The following is a 20,843-nucleotide window of genomic DNA, read 5'->3' as shown; positions in this document are numbered from 1 at the left end:
TTCTTCCTTAGACGCGCAGGGGAACGCCCGGCCGATTCTTGGCGGTCCGAATGGTGAGCGAGGTTTTCACGCTCACCACATTCGGCGCAGGAGTCAGCTTTGATGTAAGGAACTGCTGAAAACTCTGAAGATCCTTCGCCACGACCTTCAAAATAAAGTCTATTTCACCATTCAGCATATGACATTCACGCACTTCGGGCAGGGTCGCGATATGGTCCTCAAAAGCTTTCAGATCGGCCTCTGCCTGGCTGCGAAGGCTCACCATGGCGAATACCGTAATCATATAGCCCAGCATCGCCGGGTCGACCACAGCATGATAAGATGTAATGGCCCCGGCTTCCTCCAGCGCGCGAACACGACGCAGGCACGGGGGCGCCGTTAATCCCACTTTCCGGGCGAGTTCCACATTGGTCATCCTGCCATCATTCTGCAACTCCCCCAGAATTTGCAGATCGATGTCGTCGATATTCGGGCTCGCCATTATCCTGATTATTTCCTTACATGGTTGTTGCGTGCTATCATAATAATGTTTCAGGACAATGCAATTGTCCCACAATGCTACGATGATGCGATAAGGCCCTGAGCCCCCTTTCGTTTGGCGCTGCGAGAGCCTATCCATAAGCGAAATATTGGGCCGCGCATTTCGGCGGCGGTCGCACAACAAAGGGTTCGGGGTGCGTTTCAACGATCTCATGCAAACGGTGCTGTCCGCTGAAAGCAGAACCGGCCCGGGGGCGGTAACCCTCTGGCGCCAGTGCGTGGACCTGCTCGCTCAGCATGATAGAAGCGAACGCCCCATGCCTGCGGATGACCGGGAAGCCCTGCTGGGGCGTTTGACGAATCTGCGCTTCCAATTGACCGAGGCCCAAAGGATTGCGACGGTCGTGGAATTGGGATCCCGGCTGTCCTCTCCGACATTGGTGGAGTTTTTCTCCAATGACCGGCCTTCTATTGCCGCCGCAGCCATGGCTCGCGCCCGGCTGGCCGATGATGGCTGGGCTTCCTTGCTGCCTCGCCTGACCCCTACGGCGCGCGGTGTTCTTCGTGGACGGCGTGACATTGGCCCCGAAACCCGACGCGCGCTGGAATCCTTTGGCGCGGCCGATCTGGTGCTGACGACTGAGCGTGATGATGCCTTTCCGGCTCAGGCCATGTTGCTGACACCGGAAATGGCGATCCGCGCAGCCGAGGTGGACGCGCCCGACACGGACGTAATTCGCCCCGACGGGAAAAGTCAGATTCGCAATCTGGTGGATCGAATCCAGCGTTTCACGAGGACGAAACGGCAATCCGTCCCTTCGGAGACTTCGGATCCCGAAACAGCGACACGGTCGTTCGCCTTTGAAACCGATGCCAACGGTACGATCATCTGGGTCGATCAAAGGCCGCGTACTGCGCTTATCGGCCTTGCCCTGAATGAGGCAGCGTTGGACGGCGGGAGTGGCCCCGATGGGCATGTAGCGGGCGCTTTTGCGCGGCGTAGCGGTTTTCGTCATGGCCGATACCAGATTGTCGGAGGAACTCTGGCCGGTGAATGGCGACTGTCGGCAACGCCCTTCTTCGATCCCAGATCGGGCCGATTCCAAGGGTATCGGGGTCAGGCACGCCGTCCCTATATTCATGAGGTCGCGATCCCATCTGACACGGCATTGGCTTCGGTCGCCGGATTTCCGGCAGATTCCCTGCGTCAACTGGTTCATGAGTTGAGGACGCCGCTCAACGCGATCCTGGGATTTGCAGAAATCATCGAACAAGAACTTTTCGGCGCCGCAGGACCGAATTATCGCGATATGGCTGGCAAGATTGCCGTCGACGCGCGGCATTTGCTCACTGCATTCGATGAATTGGATCTGGCTGCAAGGACGCACCGAAATGACGGGGTGAACACGCCGCATGTCATTGATCCCGCGCTTTTAATCTCGCAGGTGGTGGGGCGCTTTTGCGATCAATCCCATGGGACGGATTCTCGCGTCGACATTCAACTGTCCCCTGATCTTCCCTCGGTACGGATTGATCCGGCTCAGGGGGAAAGGATGGTGCAGCATCTGCTGCGGACGTTGATTTCCGTCACCCCACCCGGAGAGAATGTGACAGGCGCCTGTTGGTTTAAGCCGGACGGCGCGGCGGGGCAGGTGATGCTCGCCTTTGATCGACCATCCTCGCTTAAAGGGATGGAAGAGAAGGAGTTGCTGGACCCCGGCTATACGGCGGAGGGGGATTGGGCGGATGGTCCGTTGCTTGGCCTTGGCTTTTCGCTCCGGTTGATTCGCAGCCTTGCGACAGGTTGTGGCGCCACGCTGGAAATCGAAGAGGAGCGGCTGCTCCTGTCCGTGCCCGCGCTGGCCCGGCCGGAAGATCAACTGGGGCAGGCCTAGGTTCAGGAAACTCTATCGCAACCATTATACGATAGATAAGCTGGCATGACCATGGCTTCCAATGACGGCAATCTGCTGCTTCCGCCCCGGCCGGAAGATTTGATTTCGCTCGATCCGGATTTCGGCACACGCTTCATGCTGTTCGTCGATACAGAAGAGGAATTCGACTGGACGGCGCCCTTCACTCGAACCGGCCACAGTGTTTCGGCATTGAGCGGCATGGCACGCGGACAGACCTATTTCGCGGCGGCCGGCATCAGACCGATCTATGTTACGGATTATCCAGTGATCGACAGTGATCACGCGGCCGCGATGATGGGCCAATGGGTGAGCGACCGAATGGCAGATATTGGCGCTCATCTGCACCCCTGGGTTAATCCGCCGCATGTGGAAGAAGTGACGGCGGCGAACAGCTATGCCGGGTACTTGCCAAAGGCAGTGGAGCAGGCGAAGCTGGAAGCCTTATGCCAAAGGATTGCGGAGCGCTTCGGGCAAAGGCCAGTCGCTTATCGGGCAGGGCGTTACGGCGTGGGCCCCAACAGCGCTCGACTGCTGGAAGATGCAGGGTTTATCGTCGACAGTTCCGTGCGGAGCCGCTTCGATTACAGCGCTCAATATGGTCCTGATTTTCGTGGCTTCCCGCTGCAACCCTATTGGGCTGGGCCTGACCGGACATTGATCGAGCTGCCGCTGTCGACAGCTTTTGTTGGATTGCTGAAACGGGGAGGGGAGGGCCTCTATAGAGCATCGCAGACCGTCGGCCTGTTTGCCGGAGCATTGGCGCGCGGAGGATTGTTGAGCCGGGTTCCGTTGACACCGGAAGGCGTACCTGTCGCTGCAGCGATTATGGCGATCGACGCCTTGATCGACGAAGCTGTGCCGGTTTTGAATTTCAGCTTTCACTCGCCGACACTGGAGCCAGGTCACACGCCTTATGTCCGGAATGCGGAGGATATGAACGGCTTCTACAGATGGTGGGACATTATCCTCAATCATCTGGCGCGACGTGGCGTTAACCCGGCAAATCTGGACGAGTTCGTGCAGAGCATTTTGCCAAATGGACGGGCTTGCAAAGCGGCCTGATGCCCCTTATCGCCCGCATCAGGTGGGGCCTGTAGCTCAATGGTTAGAGCTGGCCGCTCATAACGGCTAGGTTGCGGGTTCGAGTCCTGCCGGGCCCACCAAAACTACCATCCAGCGCTATTCCATGTTATTAATAATCCCTTGTAAAACAAAGGATTATACGGCCATGAGCGTTCAGAATAGTTCGTAGCAGTTTGAAACTGTTCACGAATCGAGGGGTAGATTTGGGGGTATCGGAGCTCCGATTTTGGGGTATTTTTCCGATGGCACTCACACATAATCAAATTGCAAACGCCAAGCCCGCATCGCGGGATTATAAACTGTTTGATTCGAAAGGCTTGTTTCTGATCGTCTCCCCGGCGGGAGGAAAGTCATGGCGCTTTAAATATCGCTTCGGCGAGCGCGAGCGCCTTTTGACCCTAGCCCGCCTTATTCACCAAAAGTGTCCTGAAGGGTTGGCGGGAGTGGCGTAAGCCTCTGATCTGAATTAGGAACTGGGTGTCTAAGCCGAACCTGCCGCAGGGCAGAAAATGCCACGGGCCACACCCGCCATGAACGATGATATCGCAAGCTCATTTGGATTCCCAGCAGTCGGCCGCAAGAAAATCACAGCTGCGTTCGACGGTGGCCGGCTTACCTCGGATGGCGGTGTTCTACTGCTTGCACAGGCCGAGCGCGCGATGGGGATTTGCCAGCGCCTGGCGGCTTGTATTGCCGATCCGCGCGATCCAGCGCGGGTGATCCATCGCCTGGATGACATTCTGCGTGCCCGTGTGTTCGCGATTGCGTGCGGCTATGAGGATGCCGATGATCTCGATGCTCTGCGCGACGATCCAGGCTTCCGCCTGGCGCTCGGCAAGCTGCCGGAATCGGGCGCGGGGCTGGCCAGCCAACCGACGATGAGCCGGTGGGAAAATGCACCGACTACGCGCGAACTGGCCAGCATGATGGCCGCGATGATCGACATCTACTGCGCCAGCTATCCCGCCCCTCCGACAGCGGTCACGCTGGATATCGACGACACGTGCGACGTCGTGCATGGCTATCAACAGCTCTCGTTCTGGAACGGGCATCATGGGGAGCGCTGCTTCCTACCGATCCATATCTACGACACCGCGACCGGCAGGCCGGTGGCCATGCTGCTGCGCACAGGCAAGACGCCTTCTGGAAAGGAGGCGGCGGGGCACATCCGACGCCTGGTGCGTCACCTGCGCCGTAATTGGCCCGATACCCACATCACTATCCGCGGCGACGGGCACTATGGTCGACCCGAGGTCATGGCCTACTGCGATGCGGCCCGCGTCGATTACGTGTTCGGCCTGCCCACCAATTCAGCGCTGCGCGCCGATCCCGCCATTGTTGCGGTCGCCGATGCCTGCGCGGTCAAGCGCGCCCAGCGTCAGTGTCCCGTCCTGCGCAACTATGCCGAGACCCGCTATGGGGCAAAGACCTGGAAGTGCCAGCGTCGCGTCGTTGCACGGATCGAGGCCAGCACGCTGGGCATGGACATCCGCTATGTCGTCACCTCGTTGGCAACAGGATCGGCCGAGCACATCTACGACACGCTCTACTGCGCGCGTGGTCAGGCCGAGAACCTGATCAAGCGCCACAAGTCCCAGCTCGCCAGCGACCGAACCTCGTGCCGCTCGGCCAATGCCAATCAGATGCGCCTGATACTGCACACTGCCGCATACTGGCTGCTATGGCGCATCCAGCAGGCGATGCCCAGGACCGCTGCTCTGGCAAGCGCGGAGTTTACCACCTTGCGCCTGCGGCTGCTCAAGGTCGCTGCGCGCGTCGTAGAAAGTGCTAGCCGCATCCGCATTGCCTTCGCTTCCGCCTGTCCGGATGCCGACCTGTTCCGCGCCCTCGTTCTCCGGCTGAAGCCTGCGCCGACGTAGCCCATGCGGCAGCGCCGCAGAACTCCGAGCCCAGCCCTTCAACCCGAAAAGCCCATCAATCCGAATGCGGTGAAACAAACGCCAGCGATGCCGGTCGTCCGCGCAATACAGCCAGCCGCAGCAAATGCCCAGAGCGGGCCCGAAACCGAGCGTCGTGAATAAGAGAGGCTAGGTAAGTTTCCCGAGCTCGGTTTGGTCGCCGCGCGGGAGGCTCGCACAAAGGCCGCCGAACTTCTCGCACAGGGCAAAAACCCTGCCATCGAGAAAAAGAAGGTGAAGCTGCAACGCAGGGCAGCGGCGGAGGCGAGGCGCGCAGCAAGAGGAATGCCGGCTGGCCAAGCGCGAGGCCCGCGGCAACCACAAGGGCGCCCATCGTGGCGCGGATGCGCGACCGGGTGCCGGACGAGATCTGCGTCGCACGGATCGAGCGCTTTCTGGAGAGAAGCGCGAATGCCGATATCGCCCTGCTACCTGTAGCGCGCGGGGAGGGGGGTGTGAGGATCGAACAGGCGGTCGCACAGATGGAGCCTCTCACCCGGTCCATTCTCATCCTGGTAGTCGGGCGGAAGATGAGCGTGGCACAGGTGGCCAAGCGTTTCGGCATGAACGAGGAGCGTGTCTGCCGGCATTTCAGGTTAGCTGTAGAGGTAGTAGCCGGGCAGGGGCGCTTGGGCCACGCAACTCGTAGCATTTCTGACCGCGAATCTATGGGAGACGCGCGTTCTGATTAGGCAGAAATGAACGATTTCGCGCCCAGGCGAGACAAAAGCATGTTTAAAGTCTATTGCGTGTGTGTCCAAGCATACCGGCTTTGGCAAGATGACATAACTGGGTTACGGTCGCTCGATCGCCCGCGACCGCAGTTCACCTTCGCGTTCGAAGATATTTGCTGCCATCTCCTTAATCGGAAAGGAAGTGTCGAGGCGCTCCAAAGCCGCGCGATTGAACCAGCCTGCTTCGAGAATTTCACCCGGAAGCGCAATGTGGGCCTGTTGGGCGACACCTACAAACACAAAGTCGATATAGCTGTGGTTGCAATCTGGAATACGTTCCTGAATGATGGCAAGAGGTTGCGGCAGCCGCAGATTTCCATCATGGGTCCAGTTCGGAAGGTGAGATAAATCCACCAAAGCAACTGGAATACCAACTTCCTCGATTACCTCGCGGACGGCGGCATGGTGCGGTGGCTCGCCTAGTTCGATCTTGCCGCCCGCAAACATCCAAATCCCGAAAGTGGGGTGGCGCACACAAAGCAGTTCTGAATGACTAGGATGAAGAACTATGAGGCTGGCGGTGTTCAAGAGACGATCCGACTTAGCCATGATCCTCTCCTATTAAGCGGACTGCCTCGAGGCGTTGCTTCAGCAATTCTCCCGCTTGTACATTTGTATCGATGGCGACAGACGGACTAGCGTTGACGAAGAGGGAAGCCGAAATTCGCTCCGCCCCCCCACCAAACACCCGATGCTCAATCGCTTGGGCGGCCCCGAGCTCGTGAAGAATGTCGCCGGGCATCACGACGATCTCATCATCGGCGATCGACACGGGGAGCCAGGCATGTTCAACTCGCCGCTCCAGTCCGACGGTGCTGGCCGCCGGCAGAACAGTGAATAGGTCGATATCTGTGTGGGGCTGGTTCACTTCTCCGATATATCCCTCAGGGTACCAGGAGAGGCGCAAAATCGGACCAGTGTCACGATCGATCAGCTCGCGAAGGGGGGTATCGAGCGGCTGGAGCAGGACAGGCTCCAAAGCCTGTGCGCAACGATCGAGCGTGCCCAGTAGGAAAAGGCGCAGCGCTCGAAGCGTCTCAGGAATATCTGAGTCCTGGACGCCGAATTCAAGATAGCGCTTCGGATCGGGACTGGAGGCGCCCAACGGCGTCTCCGCAGCGCCTAAAAAAGGGGCGTTCGAAAGCGCTATCTCGCGAAACTCGGCGTACGCCGCCCTTAAGGGAGCCGCCAGGCCAGGGACTGTAAGGTTCAGCATGCGAGACGCTCACGAGGATCCAGAAGGCGGATGACTTGAGACGGCACTATGCTATTAGAGGTCATGAAAGGAACTCGAGATTTGTTGAACGATGCCATTGATCGCATAGCCGGGCCGGGAGCCGGTCCGCAATCGGCCGAGGCCGTGGCGGCGAGTATGACGCCCGCTGAGATTCGTGAGGCCGCGATCATTCACCTCTCCACATTGCTGGAAGCCGAGCCGGAAAGCGTGGACGACCAAGGCATCCTTGTCGGAGGCTTGAGAGTCAAGCTCGAGCCGAGCGAAAATGTGAATGCCGCCATTCGATATGATGACGTGGCTGCGGGCTTCACGGTTGAGGGCGCTTCTCTGGCGCGTCACGATGGCCCTAAATCTCTCGCGGCGCTTCTTCGTATTTATCTCTACGCGCGGGATCGGAGCGATAATCTCCTCTATCTCCCCGCAGCGATGCGTGCGGAAAGAATCGCCGCTTTGGTCGATAGCACGAAGGCGAGTGAACGCTTCATTTGCTATCTCCTGGCCCGCTATCAAATTTTGTCCGCGCGAGCGGCCGCGTGAGCGTGCTTGTTGCAATCGAAGGCGCGGACGGCGCAGGGAAAGCGACGGCAGCTGCAAATGTCAGTGCGGCGCTCATCTCGCGTGGCTTCTCATCGACGGTCATCTCATTTCCCCGTTACAAGGATACCGTTGGCGGCGTGTGCCTCGGCGAGTTCCTTGCGGGACGGATGCCCGTGCCGGTCACTCCAAAAGCGGCGGCTGTTCTCTACGGGCTGGATCGGCTGGAATCAGTCGCAGCCATCAATGAGGCTGCGCGAACTCATGACGTAGTGGTCTTTGACCGCTACATACCCTCGAACATGGTTTACCAGGCTTCCAAGGTGGCGTCCGAGGACGCTTCGGCGTTGATGCGGTGGATTTACGCGCTCGAGACCGACACGTTCCAGGTTCCTGCGCCGGATCTTTCCATTTATCTCGATACGCCGCTCGAAGCCGCCCGCGGACTGATGCAGCTCAAGGACAAGCGGTCCTACACCGATCGCCAGTATGACGAGCATGAGGCTGACACGGCGTTGCAGCGTGCAGTGCGTGTCAACTATTCATCCATTGCCGAGATGGGGCTTGCGGGACCGTGGCAAACCGTCCGGACGATCAAAAACGAGACGCTTCGTCCGCCTTTAGAGATTGCCTCAGAGATCGTGGACCTAGTCATTCACAGGGTTGCAGAGGTGCGCGAGCGGGAGAGCGCGAGGGCGATCGCTTCGCGCGCTTGACGAAGACGTTCGGAAAAATCATGGGCCAACGTCACGATGCCGGCCCGGTGAGCGAGAATTTCTGCCGCATGTCCATCGAGCCGTTTCCTGTAAGCGGGATCTTCCGATCGCAGTCCGTCGGCCGCGATCGATTTGTTGTCGTCTATCCTGGAGAATAGCACCACATCATAGGTAGCGATCCACTTTTTGGGGAAAGCGCCCATTGCCTCCAGCCATCTGCCATGCGCGGCTGGGCGATTGTCGCGATGATGAGCAAGAATGTCAGGCACGCCTCGATCGCAAAGCATCACCAACTCCGGACCTGCTTGGGCTTCTATCTCTCGAGCAACCTGTGTCGTCAGAAGCCATAGGCTTGTCGCATCGGTCTGTGCCTCGTTGAGCGGCAGCCTGCATGTCCGGGCGACGTCCGGAATGCGGACGACTGCTAGTCCGATATCGGTGAGTTCGAGCGCCAATGCTTCGACCAAGCTGGATTTGCCGGTCGAGAAAGCGCCGGTGACGATGACTTTGAGCATGGTTAGGTCTTTATGATGGAATGAAGCGTAACCTGCTTGGGGGCGAGGCGTGCTGCTGCATTCTGTCCAGTATCGCTCTTGAGCTGAGGCTCGAAGACTACAATAAAGTCACTTACCAACCATCCGCAATTGCGCAGATCGTCAATCAATTTGACTGCCTTGCCGCCGCCTGTGCTGCTGTCGTCGACTATCAGGCCGCGGCTGCCCGCTGCGGGCACCTCGCGGAAGTCAAAAAAAGCGCGGGAATCCCGTGGGTTGGAGGCGAACTTCGGTTCCGGATTATGAAGGAGCAGGGGCTTGTTAAGCAATGCGGCAAACTGCGCCCCGAGAAGAGGAGAGCCTGTCTTGGGGGTCACGATGAAGTCAATGTCTCCGTGCGCTACCGGTCCCCCAGGGCCGGCCAGGTTTCGCCAGAGCGCAGAGAGGTCTCGGGCATATATCCCGGCTGTGTCGAGTTGAGCCGTCGCCCCCATCAGATCGAAATAATGATCTCCAGCTACAGGATTCTGCGTTCCAACTGTAACGGGGTGGGCAATCTTTGTTGTTGCGAGGCGATTTTTAGCGCGGCTGGAGAGAGTGTTCCCTGTGGCATGCTCGAGGCCCGCAACCCGATTGGCCCTCTTCGATGCTTCGACATCGACACCGAACTCCTTGAGAAGGCGCATGGTTTCCTGCAGTCGATTCCGATTAACCCAATTGGATATCCGGGGCGGCAGAAATCCGACCAATTCAAGGATCTGGAAAAGAGTGGCAAAAGCCAAAACCCACAAGATCAAGTAGTTGACCCCGCTCTGAAGAAATTGGTCAAACGCACTCATGCCCTGTGTCGCCCGCTTAATGGCATCAATCTTGCCCGCGCCCATTTGGTCATGGTCCTTCCCCCTTCATGGTCGTGATTTTGCGACTGTCCGCTCAACGATGATCGCCCTGCACGAACAGCTTTCCGTCAGCGGCGGCATTTGCATCTTACAGCAGAGATATGCGCTGGCGCATCTGCTATTAGCTTGGAAATCTCAACAATTCGGCATTCCGGCTCGCCTGCCTCCTTTTGCGGGAGCGTCCAGTCTTCGGTTTGAGAGAATCGCCTGTCGGATAATTTTTATGAGGCGATGACGCAAGCGGCTATCACGATAACCCTTCGGGTTGGCTTGGAAAGAGGAGGGTTGCTCCCGCGCTCGGCGATGGCGCTCCGCAGAGCGTCCATTGCCCTTTCTCCGCCGATCCGAATTGCGTGGTCCACTATTTCGCGAAAGGCGCGCTCGCTCAAATGCTCCACCGCGAGATCTTCCACCAGCAATGCATATTTGCCGCGCAAAGCGCGGCGGGCGCCAAGCACCTCCTGGGCGAGTTTCCTCTCCCGCGCTTCCAGATCCGCAAGTCGTTCTCTGTCTGTCATTTTTGGCACAACCATAGCTCCTTCGATGCGATGGTCTGCCCGCCATCTCCATCTTGGCCGAGGGCGCAACCAAAGTGCAAGAGCCATGAGCATAAGCCCCCTTCGGGGGAGCCCCGCGCCTACCGGCACGATGCTGGCGCAGCGGCTGAACCGCTGCGAAGGAAGGACGCACGGCTCAAGGCCGTTTGTAATGCACCGTACGCACGGGTGCTGCGGGCGCGAATCACAAGCTTTTCTGCGACTTTCGGGGAAATTTTCCGGTCAAAGGCAATGGCACTGATTGACGCCGCACGGCACTGTTCGGCAGTCATTTATCTGTAAGTGCTTGATCTGCCTTGGCACTGTTTGGCTGCCACCTCGTCCCAGCATAATCAATTGAGATCAGCCTGTTGGTGCCGTATAAGGCCGCTGCTTCATCATTGTGATCAGGCGTCGGACAGGAGTTCGGCGCTTGCCCAGAATTACCATCAGGTTCAAGGACGCGCTCTATGAGCGCCTCGTCGGCGGCGCCCGAGCCTCCGACACAACCGTTCCCGACTATGTGCGCGACATCCTCAACCGATTCGAGGGTATGGACGCGGGCGGCTATCATGGCCGCTTCGATGAGGTGCAGGCGACCCTCATACAGGTCTTCGCCATCCTTGCCGCATCGGTCGGAACGAGGCGACCCGATATTCTTCAGAAAGGGATGGAGGATGCCCGCGCCCTGCTCCTCGAGCGGGGCCTCCTCGAAGCCGAGGAGAGTGGCCGATGAGCATCTTCCGCAACGATACGCTGGGGTCGTGGACCCGGGGCGGACAGGCCATTGTCCACAATGTCCGGATGACCACCCAGGTCTTCTTTCAGACGACGCTTGCGGGACTGGTCATCTGGATCGGCGGGATGGTCTGGTATGTAGTGGAGAAGTCCAGCGACTATGAGCGCTTCGTTGCTTTCAAGATTGCCGAGGCGACCTTGAAAAGCGATGTGCCGGGGGGCGCGCCGCTCCTTTTTCGAACCCCTTCGGGCCGACAATATTGGACCAGTTCGGATGCCCTTCTGGGTTCGCCTGTCGCATTAAAGACGATGCAGGCGATGGAGCATCACCTTGTCTATGGGGCGGCTCTGTCAGGTGCCTTCGCACTTCTGATGCTCGTCTGGGCCTGGTTCTATTTCACCCGGACGGGACGGGGCCTTGGCTCCAACCAGTTCCTGCGCGGCGCCCGGTTCGGAACCGCGCGGCAACTCCGGCGCCTCCTTTGGCGAACGAAGAAGGGCAGCTTCTCGATAGGCGGTGTCCCTGTCCCCGACGCATTCGAGCCGGAGCATATCCTGATCTGCGGAGCGCCGGGAACGGGAAAGACGAACATCATCCTCAAGATGTTGGCCGGCATGCGCAAAGCAGGAAAGCGGGCCATCGTCTATGACACGGCCGGCACCTTCGTCGAAAAATTCTATCGCCCAGGGCACGACATCCTGCTCAATCCACTCGATGAACGGGCCGACCGATGGTCGCCCTGGGTCGATGTCCCGAGGGACTATCATTATGATCAGATCGCGGAGTCTACGATCCCGGACAAAGGTGGCGATCCTTTCTGGGCGAAGGCTGCGCGCGGCACTCTGGTGACCGTCTTTCGCAAGCTCGCGCGAAGCGACCGGATGCTCGTCTCCATCCTTCTCGACACGATCCTGCGCAGTCCCTTAAAAACGCTGGCGGCATTCGCGGGCTTTTCGAGATATCGGGCGTGCCACGCCCCCTTATCAGTGAGATGTCCCAGCGGGCCCAACAGATCGATGATCATGCCCGTGCACACGGGCTCGTCGGTCAGGCCGAGCGCCGAAAATCCTTCTACGCCACCCGCGGCCCAAAAGTGAAAGTGGGCCTGGAGGACCTTCACATCCAATGGCGCGCGAGGCTTCTTCCTCATGAGAAGCCAATCTCAGCGTTACAAGAAAAGGTGGAGGAACTGGGGGAGCGACAAGTCGAAATCGTGCCGGGCGATGCTGCCCGCGCAGCCTTGTTCGGGATAAGACAGCCCGAGGGGCGGGAGGCGGTCAACGCGCTTGGCCGTCATTATTCTGCGGCACTGGCTTCCCATGTCGGCGAAGTTCGCTTTTCCGACATCAGACCCCTTGTAGCGCACCATGAGGAACGTCGGAAACTTCTCGCGACACATCATCAGACTGGCGATGATATATTGAACAAGAGCCGCACCAGCCGGCGATCAGCGAAACTCGAACAATCCCTTTGTCGCCTCGTGGCACATGTTCGAACAATCGGGGAAGTTGTTTGTACCAAATGCGCGGGCCAGCAACTGATACAGGAAAGCGGCCTCGTTGGAGGCGCGCCCAGAGCAGTAGAATTCAGCCTGATTGGGATCGGGCAGGGCGCGCAATCCCGCGCCCGCGCGGGCGTAGGCTTCGTCCCAGTCGATGGGCACGAAATGGTCGGTCGTGGCGTCGTAGCGGAGCGGGTGTGTCAGACGTCCTGCATTTTCCAGTTCATAATCGGACCAGCTGAACAATTCCGTGGCGCTGTGCCGGGCGAAGAAATCGAGGTCGACCCTCTTGGCGGTCGCCTCCCACGTGACGGCCTTGGCGCCGTTTTCGCAAAATTCAAAGGAAGATGTCTTTTTGGGGTCGGGCCACGCGCACCCGGGGCAGTCGAACCCATCCGGTTGGTTCATCTGAAACAGTGCACGAGTGCCTGTGGAGGCGCCCATCTGTTCGCGCACAGCCTGGGCTACTGCCTTGAGCGCTCCCCAACCTCCCGCAGGGCCGTCATAGGGCTCGATTCCGGGAACCTGGCGGCGCTCCAAATTGGATGAACTGTTCTTTTTGTCGGTCATTGCAACTCCCCGCCATGCACACGGGCTGAAGCTGGCGTTCGTCGCTCTTGGCGAAAGTGACGGCTCTCATCAAACAGAGAAAAGCCATGGTTGATAACCTTTGCTTATTAGTCGTAACGTCTGGAAAGCTCAGGCGTCGAGATACGTTTTGCCAGTGCCAGGGCGGCTTCACTCAGCGGTGAGAAGGGTTTCCGATCCGAAACGACAAGGCCGATTTGGCATGGTGCGAGGCCAGGAGCGAGCGAACTCGTTTTCGCCCAGGACGGCAACATCATACCGTAGCTGTCTGGAAGAATCGTCGCATACGCGCCCGATGCTATGGTGGCGATAAGAGCTTCGAAGGAGTCCGCCAAGACGCCCGGATCTGCTGTAAGGCCGTGTTTGGCTAGTTGTCCGTCGAGGATGCGGCGATTGTGCATGCCCTGATGCAAAAGGCATAGGGGCTGATCAAGCGCATCGGCCAGATCGATCACGTCGCCAAAGCGGCGCGGATAGCTTTGGGCGACGAGAAAACGGTGCGTCTCGGTATAGAGGTCGACACTCACGACATCGGCGGGCGGCTCATGATCGATGTAGGTCACTCCGGCATCGAGTTCATAGGCGGCCAGGCCCTGGCTGATTGCACTGGATGTCATTGATCGGATCGAAAGGCGCAGACTGGGGTGGAGCGTACGTAAGGCCCTTGTCAGATCACCCATGACTGGCACGGCGGCGGGTACCGTGCCGATCCGGAGTGTTCCGGTGAGGGGGCCATCCACGAGGCTTATGGCGGTGGTCAGCCCTTTGTGCGCCGCCACCATCTGCTGGGCCCATGGCAGCATGGCTTTCCCCTGCGCAGTGAGGCCCTGGTATCGCCTGTCCCGATCCACCAGTCTGGCGCCGAGCAGTTCCTCAAGCGCGACAAGACCTGCAGACAATGCGGGCTGCGAAACATTGCAGCGCTGGGCGGCGCGCGCGAAATGGCCCTCCTGCGACAAGGCGATGAGATATTCCAGGAATCGGATTTGCAATGGTCTTGCCCTGATAGACTCTCTTTATCATGGCTGATCCGGGTGGATAATGCACCTATTGTTCGCCACAGCGTCGGTGGGGAACGTTTTGGATGCGCGCCGATCGCAGGCACAGCGTGTTGGCGACGTCGTTCCTTTCTACGAAATGGGGCAATCCGCACTTACTCGCCGGTCTAGTTGCGAGCGATGGGCGGAGATAGGAAGACCGCACCGCCAGTCGACAATCGCGCAGCGGATTGAATGGTGCATTCCGCAATCGGATCGATTGTCTTACTCATCCCATTTCGGAGAAATCACATGCGTTACACTGCGGTCTGGGCGGCCAGGCGGGAAGGAGCATCGCTCTGTTCAGCCTCGATCATGGCGCTGAGCTTGCGACGGACACGCACCGCGCCGGCGTCATTGGGCAGGAGAATCGGGTTCAGGTCCCACAGTTCAGCGTCTCCCATGCGGGACTGGACAGCCTCGACCATCGGCTTATCTTCCTCGTCAAAAGCAAGACGCAGAATTGCGATCATTTCCTCGTCGGGCATTGGTGAATCGACGGGCAGAGCTGCGCTCCAGAAATAGTGTGTCGTTGTTCGCGTTTCTGGGGTCAAGATATGTGCAGACGGCTGGAACATGAACGTCGTTTCGTCGACGACGGAAGTCGTATGGCTGTCGAGGATATGCACCGCAGGAGCTATCCAGCGTATCGTATCGCGATGGTTTACTGTTGCGTCGCTGACCATTTCTCCCAGGAAATTAGGCATGTTTGCGACATAATGGTCAGAAACGATGGAGCCGTCCTTTTCTTCCCAACAGCGGAATTTGGGAAGATAGTCTCGCCCGCCAAATGCCGGGTGAAGAAAGGTCGTGTGGCTGAGGTCCATCAGATTGTCGCTGAGGAGGCGATAGTCTGATTTTGCGGTTGTGAGTCCACTGACATAACGAAATTGAGGATCCGCATGATGCGAGATTACTGGCAATTTCGCCATGTCGGCGGGAGCGTCGCCTGTCCATACCCATATGGTGCCGTCTGTTTCGACAATGGGAAATGTGCGAACCTTCGCTGCCGAGGGAACTGCTTTGGAAAATGGATTGTGGACGCACTGGCCGCTCTCGTCGAACAGCAAGCCATGATAGCCACACCTTATCCTTCCCCCCTCCAACTCACCACGAGACAAGGGAGCAAACCGGTGCGGACAGCGATCAAAGAACGCGCGAGGCTTTTGATCAACCGGATCGCGATATACCAATATTGGCATATCGAGAATTTTCCTTGTGAACAGATGCTCGCCAGAGATTTCGTTGCTCCAGGCAATCATGTACCAAGAGTTGAGAAGATATGTCATATCAGGACTTTGCCTTATGTGAATATGGCGACAGGTCAGGATTTTTATTTATTTTCAATCGTATCGCCGAAATATCTATTACGATCTTGATTTTTATACTTAAATTCAACATTTGACCTGTCAATATTACACCCGCCAATGCCACGCTTCCAAAGGAGCCATCTTGGAGGGGTGGCGGCTCAAGGTCGAATTAAAGCTTCCAGTTATTCGACACGGGTTTCACCGCGAGGCTATTGGTTCCGAGAGTCACGCTCCATACCAACAATATGGGATAGCTCTCTCTTCCAGGCTGTTAGTCCCGTCTATCCCCACTTCACGGCTCCTGGTGCACGATAAAAAATGCCTGTCGCCATCGACCTGCAAATCTTACTTTTGAAATCTGGATATGCGGTTCGCCTGTCTATCGCTCGGATCCTGTGGCTGATGGTGGATCACCCGATCTGAGGATCGGTCCGCGACCCCTGCTCGGTCGGCTGGAAAGGGAGGGCTGCCGCCGATTGTGTAGCTCTAAACTATCGAATCGATGTAGGCTTAACAAAAGGTGCCGATCTATGGCGGGGGAAATAAAATATGTTACGATCTGAGCTGGTTACCCGCATCGCGGAAGATTATCCGCATATGACGATCACTGAGGTTGAGAATATCATCGAAGCCTTCTTTGGGGCGATTGCTGGTCAGCTCAATTGCGGTGGCCGCGTCGAGCTGCGCGGATTCGGCGCATTTTCAGTTCGGGCCTACGAGGGCCGAAATGGTCGCAATCCCAGAAGCGGCGAGAATGTCAGTGTGCCGCCCAAGCGGCGAATTTATTTCAAGCCGGGAAAAGCCATGCTCGAACGATTGAACGGCATCGGCTAGATTGAACTGAAAGCCTGCCGGCAACAAAGATTGGCAGCCGGGTTCAGTAGCCGCTGCCGGGCAATTCACCCTCTCACCTTCTCGTCGATGGCGGCTGGCACTCGGCGTGAGGAAAGGCTATATCGGCTTTATGGCAAAGCAAGGTAAAGTGGCTTCGACGAGATCGCGCGACAGCAAGACCGGTATTTTCATCGGTTCGACAGCTTCGACGCGGGTGCGAACGGTTACCACAAAGCTGGGTAATGTGACGGTCAGTGCGCAGAAGCCTTCAGCCGCTTTGGTCAAGGATAACGTCAAGCGCAGCTCGCAAGCCCTTGAGCGTGCGGCCGCCCGAATCGTTCGGGGCGGCGTAGCCATTCCTCAGCGAAAAGGTGTCCCGCTCTACTCGCTTGACGAGAATAATCCCAAGATCGTGATTCGGAAACTCAACGGTCAGATAAGCCGCGGCCAGCTGGTCGACGGCAAGTTTCAAGAGTTTGCGTGACCGCGCTCAAGGGGGCGGTTGACCAGATACTTTCCGCTCAGGTCAAAACCGACAGACCGCTGGCGATAATCCTGGCCGGTCACAACGGGTCGGGTAAATCGACGATGTGGCGGAAGATTTTGGCGCAGAAGCTCCAGCTACCGCTGCTGAATGCGGATCGCATGATGCTGTCTATCCTGCCGGAAGCCCAGAGCGACGGTGCGCTCGTAGACTGGGCTCGCGAATTGCGCGACACCAGCCTTGGCTGGATGCAGGTGGCCCAAAATGGCGTGAAGGCTTTCGCGGCGCACGCCATGGCGGCGAAAGTGCCTTTTGCGACTGAGACCGTTTTCAGCCACTGGGATGAGCGTCCTGATGGGACGGTGGCCTCGAAGCTCGACACGATAACCGATCTTCAGGCGGCGGGTTATTTCGTGATCCTGTTCTTCGTCGGCCTCTCGAACGCTGACCTGTCCATCCTGCGCGTCAGCCAGCGCGTTCTTGAACATGGTCACGACGTTGATACGGGCAAGTTGATCTCCCGGTTCCCCAGAACCCAAAAGGCCATATCGCATGCGCTTGGAGTCGCGGACGCTTCAATACTGACGGACAATAGCCGCGACGAGAAGCGCGCGTTCACCGTTTGTCGAGTGCAGCTTGGCGGTGAAGCGCTTTACGATGTGCGCGATAACGAGGAAAAGGCTCCGCTCGCTATCACGGAATGGCTGGATATCGTGAGTCCGCCCGCCTGAAGCGTTGGCGGGACATTATCTGGTGTTGAAATTTGCCTGCGAACATAGTTAGAACAGATATGTGGGACACCTACCGAACCCGCACCCTAGCCGTGCCGACACGGCGAGAGTGAAAGGGAAGGGGTGTTTTCAATGTAAAATTTTGAATTAAAAGGAGAAAGTGGCCCGCGAATTGCCACGTGCCTAAAGGTGGGGTAGATTTTGGGGTAGAAATAACGAGCAAACTGAGATTTCCATTAAAATCAGGTGTTTAGCACCAGTTTTTAGGAGCTGCCGGGCCCACCAACCTCCTTTTATCGCACAGTGAAAGCTTCAAACCTCGACGGGAAGGAAGATCCATCTTCGCTCCACGCATCGTGGTCGCCGTTTGATGTTCGGGCCCTTAACTTCTTTTCTGGAAATGGTCGGGGAGACAGGATTCGAACCTGCGACCCTCTGCTCCCAAAGCAGATGCGCTACCAGACTGCGCTACTCCCCGATGTGGAGCGCCTTAGCTTCCAAGTCCATATCCCGTCAATCGCACTTTATCGCTGAGATGTGACAGCATTGGGGCCGTGAAGCTCGTTGGCTAGAGAATAAACTCGTTGGCTAGAGAATAAAAAAGGGCGGACCGCATTCGCGGGCCGCCCTTCCTGTTTTCGCCAAAGCGAAAATTACATCGCGTTCGCAGCGTTGTTTGCGGCGTTCGCAGCGTTGTCGGCAGCATTCGCAGCGTTGTCGGCAGCGTTCACCGCGTTCTCAACAACGTTTTCGACAACGGCGTTCGAAGCGTTCGCGGTCTCGTTGGCCGGCTTTTCACCGCAAGCGGCGAGGGCCATCAGGCCGGCCGAAGCGAAAACAACAGCGATCTTCTTCATTGTGTACGGCTCCCATAGCAATATGCCGCGTCAGGCACGTTACAGAGTGGCCCTACGCGAGCGACCCGCATTAACGTGTGCGCTGCACAAATCAATGCTTTTCTGCGTCGGTGAAACGGCTGAATCACGCGACGGAGCGTTGTCTACTATAAAAGTTCACATAATTCTCATCTTTTATAAGTTTTGCGGAAGGGGAATTGCCTATGCCGAACACTCGGAAATTCAGAGAGCCCAAAGGCTGTGCGCTTGGGTGGATCGAACCGGCAATCCGCACTTTCTTCATGCTGCAAGAGGAGCGCATTTGCCAATAGCCGCCGTGTTCGCTAACCGCGTGCAGAAATATCCCAGCGCAGCACATTGAAAGAGATTGACCTGATGGCCGTCCAGTACAGCTTCGTCATGAAGGGCCTTACCAAAACCTTCCCCGGCGCGAACAAGCCGGTGTTCAATAACATCCACCTGCAGTTTCTCCCCGGCACGAAGATCGCGATTATCGGTGTGAACGGCGCGGGCAAATCCACCTTGATGAAGGTGATGGCCGGTATGGATACTGATTTTCAGGGGGAGGCTTGGGCCGCTGAAGGCATCAATGTGGGTTATCTGGCTCAGGAACCCCAGCTCGACAACAGCAAGAACGTCATTGAAAACGTCAAGGACGGCGTCCGCGGCGTGGCCGACATGATCGATCGCTTCAATGAAATCAGCATGATTATGGGCGATCCTCCGGAGGATGCCGATTTCGACGCACTTATGACCGAGATGGGTGAGCTTCAGGAAAAGATCGACGCGGTCGATGGCTGGACGCTGGATAATCAGCTTGAAATCGCCATGGAGGCACTTCGTTGCCCGCCCGGCGACTGGGCGGTCGAGAATCTCTCCGGCGGTGAGAAGCGTCGCATTGCGCTTTGTCGCCTGCTGCTGGAAAAGCCAGACATTCTGCTGCTCGACGAACCCACCAACCATCTCGATGCTGAAAGCGTGCAATGGCTGGAGCAGCACCTCATAAACTATACCGGCAACGTTATCCTGGTTACCCATGACCGTTATTTTCTCGATAATGTGGTCGGTTGGGTGCTGGAACTGGATCGTGGTCGTGGAATTCCTTTCGAAGGCAATTATTCCAACTGGCTGGAAGCCAAGGCCAAACGGATGGAGCAGGAAGACCGCGAGGAAGCCGGCCGGCAAAAGGCCATCAAGGAAGAACTGGAATGGATTCGACAATCGCCCAAGGCGCGACAGACCAAATCAAAGGCTCGTATCCGCGCTTTCGACGAACTGGTGGAAAAACAGAATGAGCGGGCCCCCGGCAAGGCTCAGATCGTCATTCAGACGCCCGAACGCCTAGGCGGCAAGGTGATCGAGGCCAAAGGGCTGACCAAATCCTATGGCGATAAATTGTTGTTTGAAAATTTGGACTTCATTCTGCCGCCGGGCGGCATCGTTGGCGTCATCGGACCGAACGGCGCAGGCAAGTCCACGCTGTTTCGCCTGATCACAGGGCAGGAACAGCCCGATTCTGGTTCCCTCGACGTTGGGCCAACCGTGAAGCTCGGCTATGTCGACCAGAGTCGCGATGCTTTGAATCCGAATCATAATGTCTGGGAAGAAATATCCGGCGGTCATGACCTGATGACCATCGGCAAACATGAAATCCAGACGCGGGCCTATGTCGGGGCGTTCAACTTCAAAGGATCGGACCAGCAGAAGAAGGTCGGGCAGCTCTCCGGCGGTGAGCGAAATCGTGTCCACATGGCCAAGATGTTGAAGGAGGGGGGGAACGTCCTGCTGCTTGACGAACCGACCAATGACCTTGACGTCGAAACCCTGCGTGCACTGGAAGATGCTCTGGAGAATTTCGCGGGATGCGCCGTGGTCATCAGTCACGATCGCTTTTTCCTTGATCGTCTCGCGACGCATATCCTGGCCTTTGAAGGCGACAGCCATGTCGAATGGTTCGAAGGCAATTTCGAGATGTATGAGGAAGATAAGCGCCGTCGCCTTGGCGATGCGGCTGACCGTCCGACGCGTCTGGCCTACAAGAAGCTGACGCGTTGAGGGAAGGCGGCGCCCGAATTGCTTAGGCTGCAAGCGCCATCACCCCACGAAAGAAAATGCTTCAGGGGTTCCTTTCTGGCGTAAATTTTGGGGGCCAGCTTGATCGGGGCTGGCCCTTTGCGGTTGGGAGGTTCGTAAAACCGTCTCGAAAGGCGGTTA

At 57.7% G+C, this 20,843-nt stretch carries 21 protein-coding genes, 2 tRNA genes and 3 pseudogenes; 15 read left to right on the top strand and 11 right to left on the bottom strand.

Translation table 11 applies throughout. The features are described 5' to 3' along the window. Positions 1 to 7: 7 nt before the first annotated feature. The gene (locus LDB26_RS09430) at positions 8 to 481 is read right to left on the bottom strand and encodes an Lrp/AsnC family transcriptional regulator (RefSeq protein ID WP_062065773.1); all 474 of its coding nucleotides are present in this window, start codon (positions 479 to 481) and stop codon (positions 8 to 10) included. A 211-nt stretch (positions 482 to 692) separates the two neighbouring features. Here LDB26_RS09430 and LDB26_RS09425 point away from each other — a divergent pair, with 211 nt between their 5' ends. The 6 genes from LDB26_RS09425 (at position 693) to LDB26_RS21645 (ending at position 5,836) form a co-directional block, all read left to right on the top strand. Beyond that, entirely contained in the window at positions 693 to 2,375 is a 1,683-nt protein-coding gene (locus LDB26_RS09425) for a HAMP domain-containing sensor histidine kinase (RefSeq protein WP_156415360.1), read from the top strand. A gap of 45 nt (positions 2,376 to 2,420) precedes the next feature. Continuing rightward, positions 2,421 to 3,458 (top strand): polysaccharide deacetylase family protein, encoded by a 1,038-nt coding sequence (locus tag LDB26_RS09420; RefSeq protein ID WP_257541862.1) that lies wholly within the window; start codon positions 2,421 to 2,423, stop codon positions 3,456 to 3,458. A gap of 25 nt (positions 3,459 to 3,483) precedes the next feature. Continuing rightward, positions 3,484 to 3,559 (top strand) — tRNA-Ile (locus LDB26_RS09415). 162 nt (positions 3,560 to 3,721) lie between these two features. Further along, positions 3,722 to 3,931, top strand: a complete 210-nt coding sequence (locus LDB26_RS09410; RefSeq protein ID WP_257541860.1) for an Arm DNA-binding domain-containing protein — start codon at positions 3,722 to 3,724, stop codon at positions 3,929 to 3,931. A gap of 78 nt (positions 3,932 to 4,009) precedes the next feature. Further along, entirely contained in the window at positions 4,010 to 5,359 is a 1,350-nt protein-coding gene (locus tag LDB26_RS09405; protein WP_013039775.1) for an IS1380-like element ISSp1 family transposase, read from the top strand. A gap of 192 nt (positions 5,360 to 5,551) precedes the next feature. Next, positions 5,552 to 5,836 carry a hypothetical protein gene (locus tag LDB26_RS21645; protein ID WP_373886185.1) on the top strand — a complete coding sequence of 95 codons (285 nt, stop codon included), beginning with the start codon at positions 5,552 to 5,554 and terminating at the stop codon, positions 5,834 to 5,836. A gap of 356 nt (positions 5,837 to 6,192) precedes the next feature. On the opposite strand, the gene LDB26_RS09400 is transcribed toward LDB26_RS21645, so the two are convergent. Further along, positions 6,193 to 6,681, bottom strand: coding sequence for an NUDIX domain-containing protein (locus tag LDB26_RS09400; RefSeq protein WP_257541858.1), 489 nt, complete (start codon positions 6,679 to 6,681; stop codon positions 6,193 to 6,195). Continuing rightward, positions 6,674 to 7,348, bottom strand: coding sequence for a 2OG-Fe(II) oxygenase family protein (locus LDB26_RS09395; RefSeq protein WP_257541856.1), 675 nt, complete (start codon positions 7,346 to 7,348; stop codon positions 6,674 to 6,676). The genes LDB26_RS09400 and LDB26_RS09395 overlap by 8 nt, the downstream gene beginning before the upstream one ends. A gap of 48 nt (positions 7,349 to 7,396) precedes the next feature. On the opposite strand from LDB26_RS09395, the gene LDB26_RS09390 reads away from it, so the two are divergent. Continuing rightward, on the top strand, positions 7,397 to 7,906 hold the full coding sequence (locus LDB26_RS09390; RefSeq protein WP_257541855.1) for a hypothetical protein: 510 nt from the start codon (positions 7,397 to 7,399) through the stop codon (positions 7,904 to 7,906). After that, positions 7,903 to 8,619: a thymidylate kinase gene (locus tag LDB26_RS09385; protein WP_257541854.1), complete on the top strand. Its 717-nt coding sequence runs from the start codon at positions 7,903 to 7,905 to the stop codon at positions 8,617 to 8,619. The genes LDB26_RS09390 and LDB26_RS09385 overlap by 4 nt, the downstream gene beginning before the upstream one ends. Here LDB26_RS09385 and LDB26_RS09380 read toward each other — a convergent pair. The 3 genes from LDB26_RS09380 to LDB26_RS09370 all read right to left on the bottom strand — a co-directional run bounded on the left by LDB26_RS09380 (position 8,559) and on the right by LDB26_RS09370 (position 10,530). Further along, complete coding sequence (locus tag LDB26_RS09380) at positions 8,559 to 9,134, bottom strand: ATP-binding protein (RefSeq protein WP_257541853.1); 576 nt, start codon at positions 9,132 to 9,134, stop codon at positions 8,559 to 8,561. The genes LDB26_RS09385 and LDB26_RS09380 overlap by 61 nt on opposite strands. Positions 9,135 to 9,136: 2 nt before the next feature. Then, the gene (locus LDB26_RS09375) at positions 9,137 to 9,997 is read right to left on the bottom strand and encodes a phosphoribosyltransferase (protein ID WP_257541852.1); all 861 of its coding nucleotides are present in this window, start codon (positions 9,995 to 9,997) and stop codon (positions 9,137 to 9,139) included. Positions 9,998 to 10,233: 236 nt separating this feature from the next. Next, positions 10,234 to 10,530 (bottom strand): hypothetical protein, encoded by a 297-nt coding sequence (locus LDB26_RS09370; RefSeq protein ID WP_257541851.1) that lies wholly within the window; start codon positions 10,528 to 10,530, stop codon positions 10,234 to 10,236. Positions 10,531 to 10,981: 451 nt separating this feature from the next. Between LDB26_RS09370 and LDB26_RS09365 the strand changes: the two genes are divergently transcribed. The 3 genes and pseudogenes from LDB26_RS09365 to LDB26_RS09355 all read left to right on the top strand — a co-directional run. Further along, positions 10,982 to 11,284, top strand: a complete 303-nt coding sequence (locus tag LDB26_RS09365) for a hypothetical protein (protein ID WP_257541850.1) — start codon at positions 10,982 to 10,984, stop codon at positions 11,282 to 11,284. Then, positions 11,281 to 12,234: pseudogene (locus tag LDB26_RS09360) on the top strand (type IV secretion system DNA-binding domain-containing protein); the annotation flags it as partial. The gene LDB26_RS09365 and the pseudogene LDB26_RS09360, both read left to right, overlap by 4 nt. 44 nt (positions 12,235 to 12,278) lie before the next feature. Beyond that, a pseudogene (locus LDB26_RS09355) lies at positions 12,279 to 12,368 on the top strand (hypothetical protein); the annotation flags it as partial. A 390-nt stretch (positions 12,369 to 12,758) separates the two neighbouring features. Here LDB26_RS09355 and LDB26_RS09350 read toward each other — a convergent pair. The 3 genes and pseudogenes from LDB26_RS09350 to LDB26_RS09340 all read right to left on the bottom strand — a co-directional run. Further along, a pseudogene (locus tag LDB26_RS09350) lies at positions 12,759 to 13,358 on the bottom strand (CbbBc protein); the annotation flags it as partial. 107 nt (positions 13,359 to 13,465) lie between these two features. Beyond that, positions 13,466 to 14,368 (bottom strand): LysR family transcriptional regulator, encoded by a 903-nt coding sequence (locus tag LDB26_RS09345; RefSeq protein ID WP_257541849.1) that lies wholly within the window; start codon positions 14,366 to 14,368, stop codon positions 13,466 to 13,468. Positions 14,369 to 14,670: 302 nt separating this feature from the next. Continuing rightward, entirely contained in the window at positions 14,671 to 15,702 is a 1,032-nt protein-coding gene (locus LDB26_RS09340; RefSeq protein ID WP_257541848.1) for an aromatic ring-hydroxylating dioxygenase subunit alpha, read from the bottom strand. A gap of 570 nt (positions 15,703 to 16,272) precedes the next feature. Between LDB26_RS09340 and LDB26_RS09335 the strand changes: the two genes are divergently transcribed. The 3 genes from LDB26_RS09335 to LDB26_RS09325 all read left to right on the top strand — a co-directional run bounded on the left by LDB26_RS09335 (position 16,273) and on the right by LDB26_RS09325 (position 17,772). Then, a complete protein-coding gene (locus LDB26_RS09335; protein ID WP_257541847.1) occupies positions 16,273 to 16,557 on the top strand; it encodes an HU family DNA-binding protein in 285 nt (94 codons plus the stop codon). Positions 16,558 to 16,663: 106 nt separating this feature from the next. Then, the gene (locus LDB26_RS09330; protein WP_257541846.1) at positions 16,664 to 17,041 is read left to right on the top strand and encodes a hypothetical protein; all 378 of its coding nucleotides are present in this window, start codon (positions 16,664 to 16,666) and stop codon (positions 17,039 to 17,041) included. Beyond that, entirely contained in the window at positions 17,038 to 17,772 is a 735-nt protein-coding gene (locus LDB26_RS09325) for a zeta toxin family protein (protein ID WP_257541845.1), read from the top strand. The genes LDB26_RS09330 and LDB26_RS09325 overlap by 4 nt, the downstream gene beginning before the upstream one ends. Positions 17,773 to 18,173: 401 nt before the next feature. Here LDB26_RS09325 and LDB26_RS09320 read toward each other — a convergent pair. Further along, positions 18,174 to 18,250 (bottom strand) — tRNA-Pro (locus tag LDB26_RS09320). A 175-nt stretch (positions 18,251 to 18,425) separates the two neighbouring features. Then, the gene (locus tag LDB26_RS09315; protein WP_062065766.1) at positions 18,426 to 18,629 is read right to left on the bottom strand and encodes a hypothetical protein; all 204 of its coding nucleotides are present in this window, start codon (positions 18,627 to 18,629) and stop codon (positions 18,426 to 18,428) included. Between the two features lie 375 nt (positions 18,630 to 19,004). On the opposite strand from LDB26_RS09315, the gene ettA reads away from it, so the two are divergent. Next, complete coding sequence (gene ettA / locus LDB26_RS09310; protein WP_062065764.1) at positions 19,005 to 20,684, top strand: energy-dependent translational throttle protein EttA; 1,680 nt, start codon at positions 19,005 to 19,007, stop codon at positions 20,682 to 20,684. Positions 20,685 to 20,843: the final 159 nt, after the last annotated feature.

Source organism: Sphingobium sp. CFD-1, assembly GCF_024611115.1.
GTDB lineage: Bacteria > Pseudomonadota > Alphaproteobacteria > Sphingomonadales > Sphingomonadaceae > Sphingobium > Sphingobium baderi_A.
This window is presented reverse-complemented; position numbering and strand designations above follow the sequence as displayed.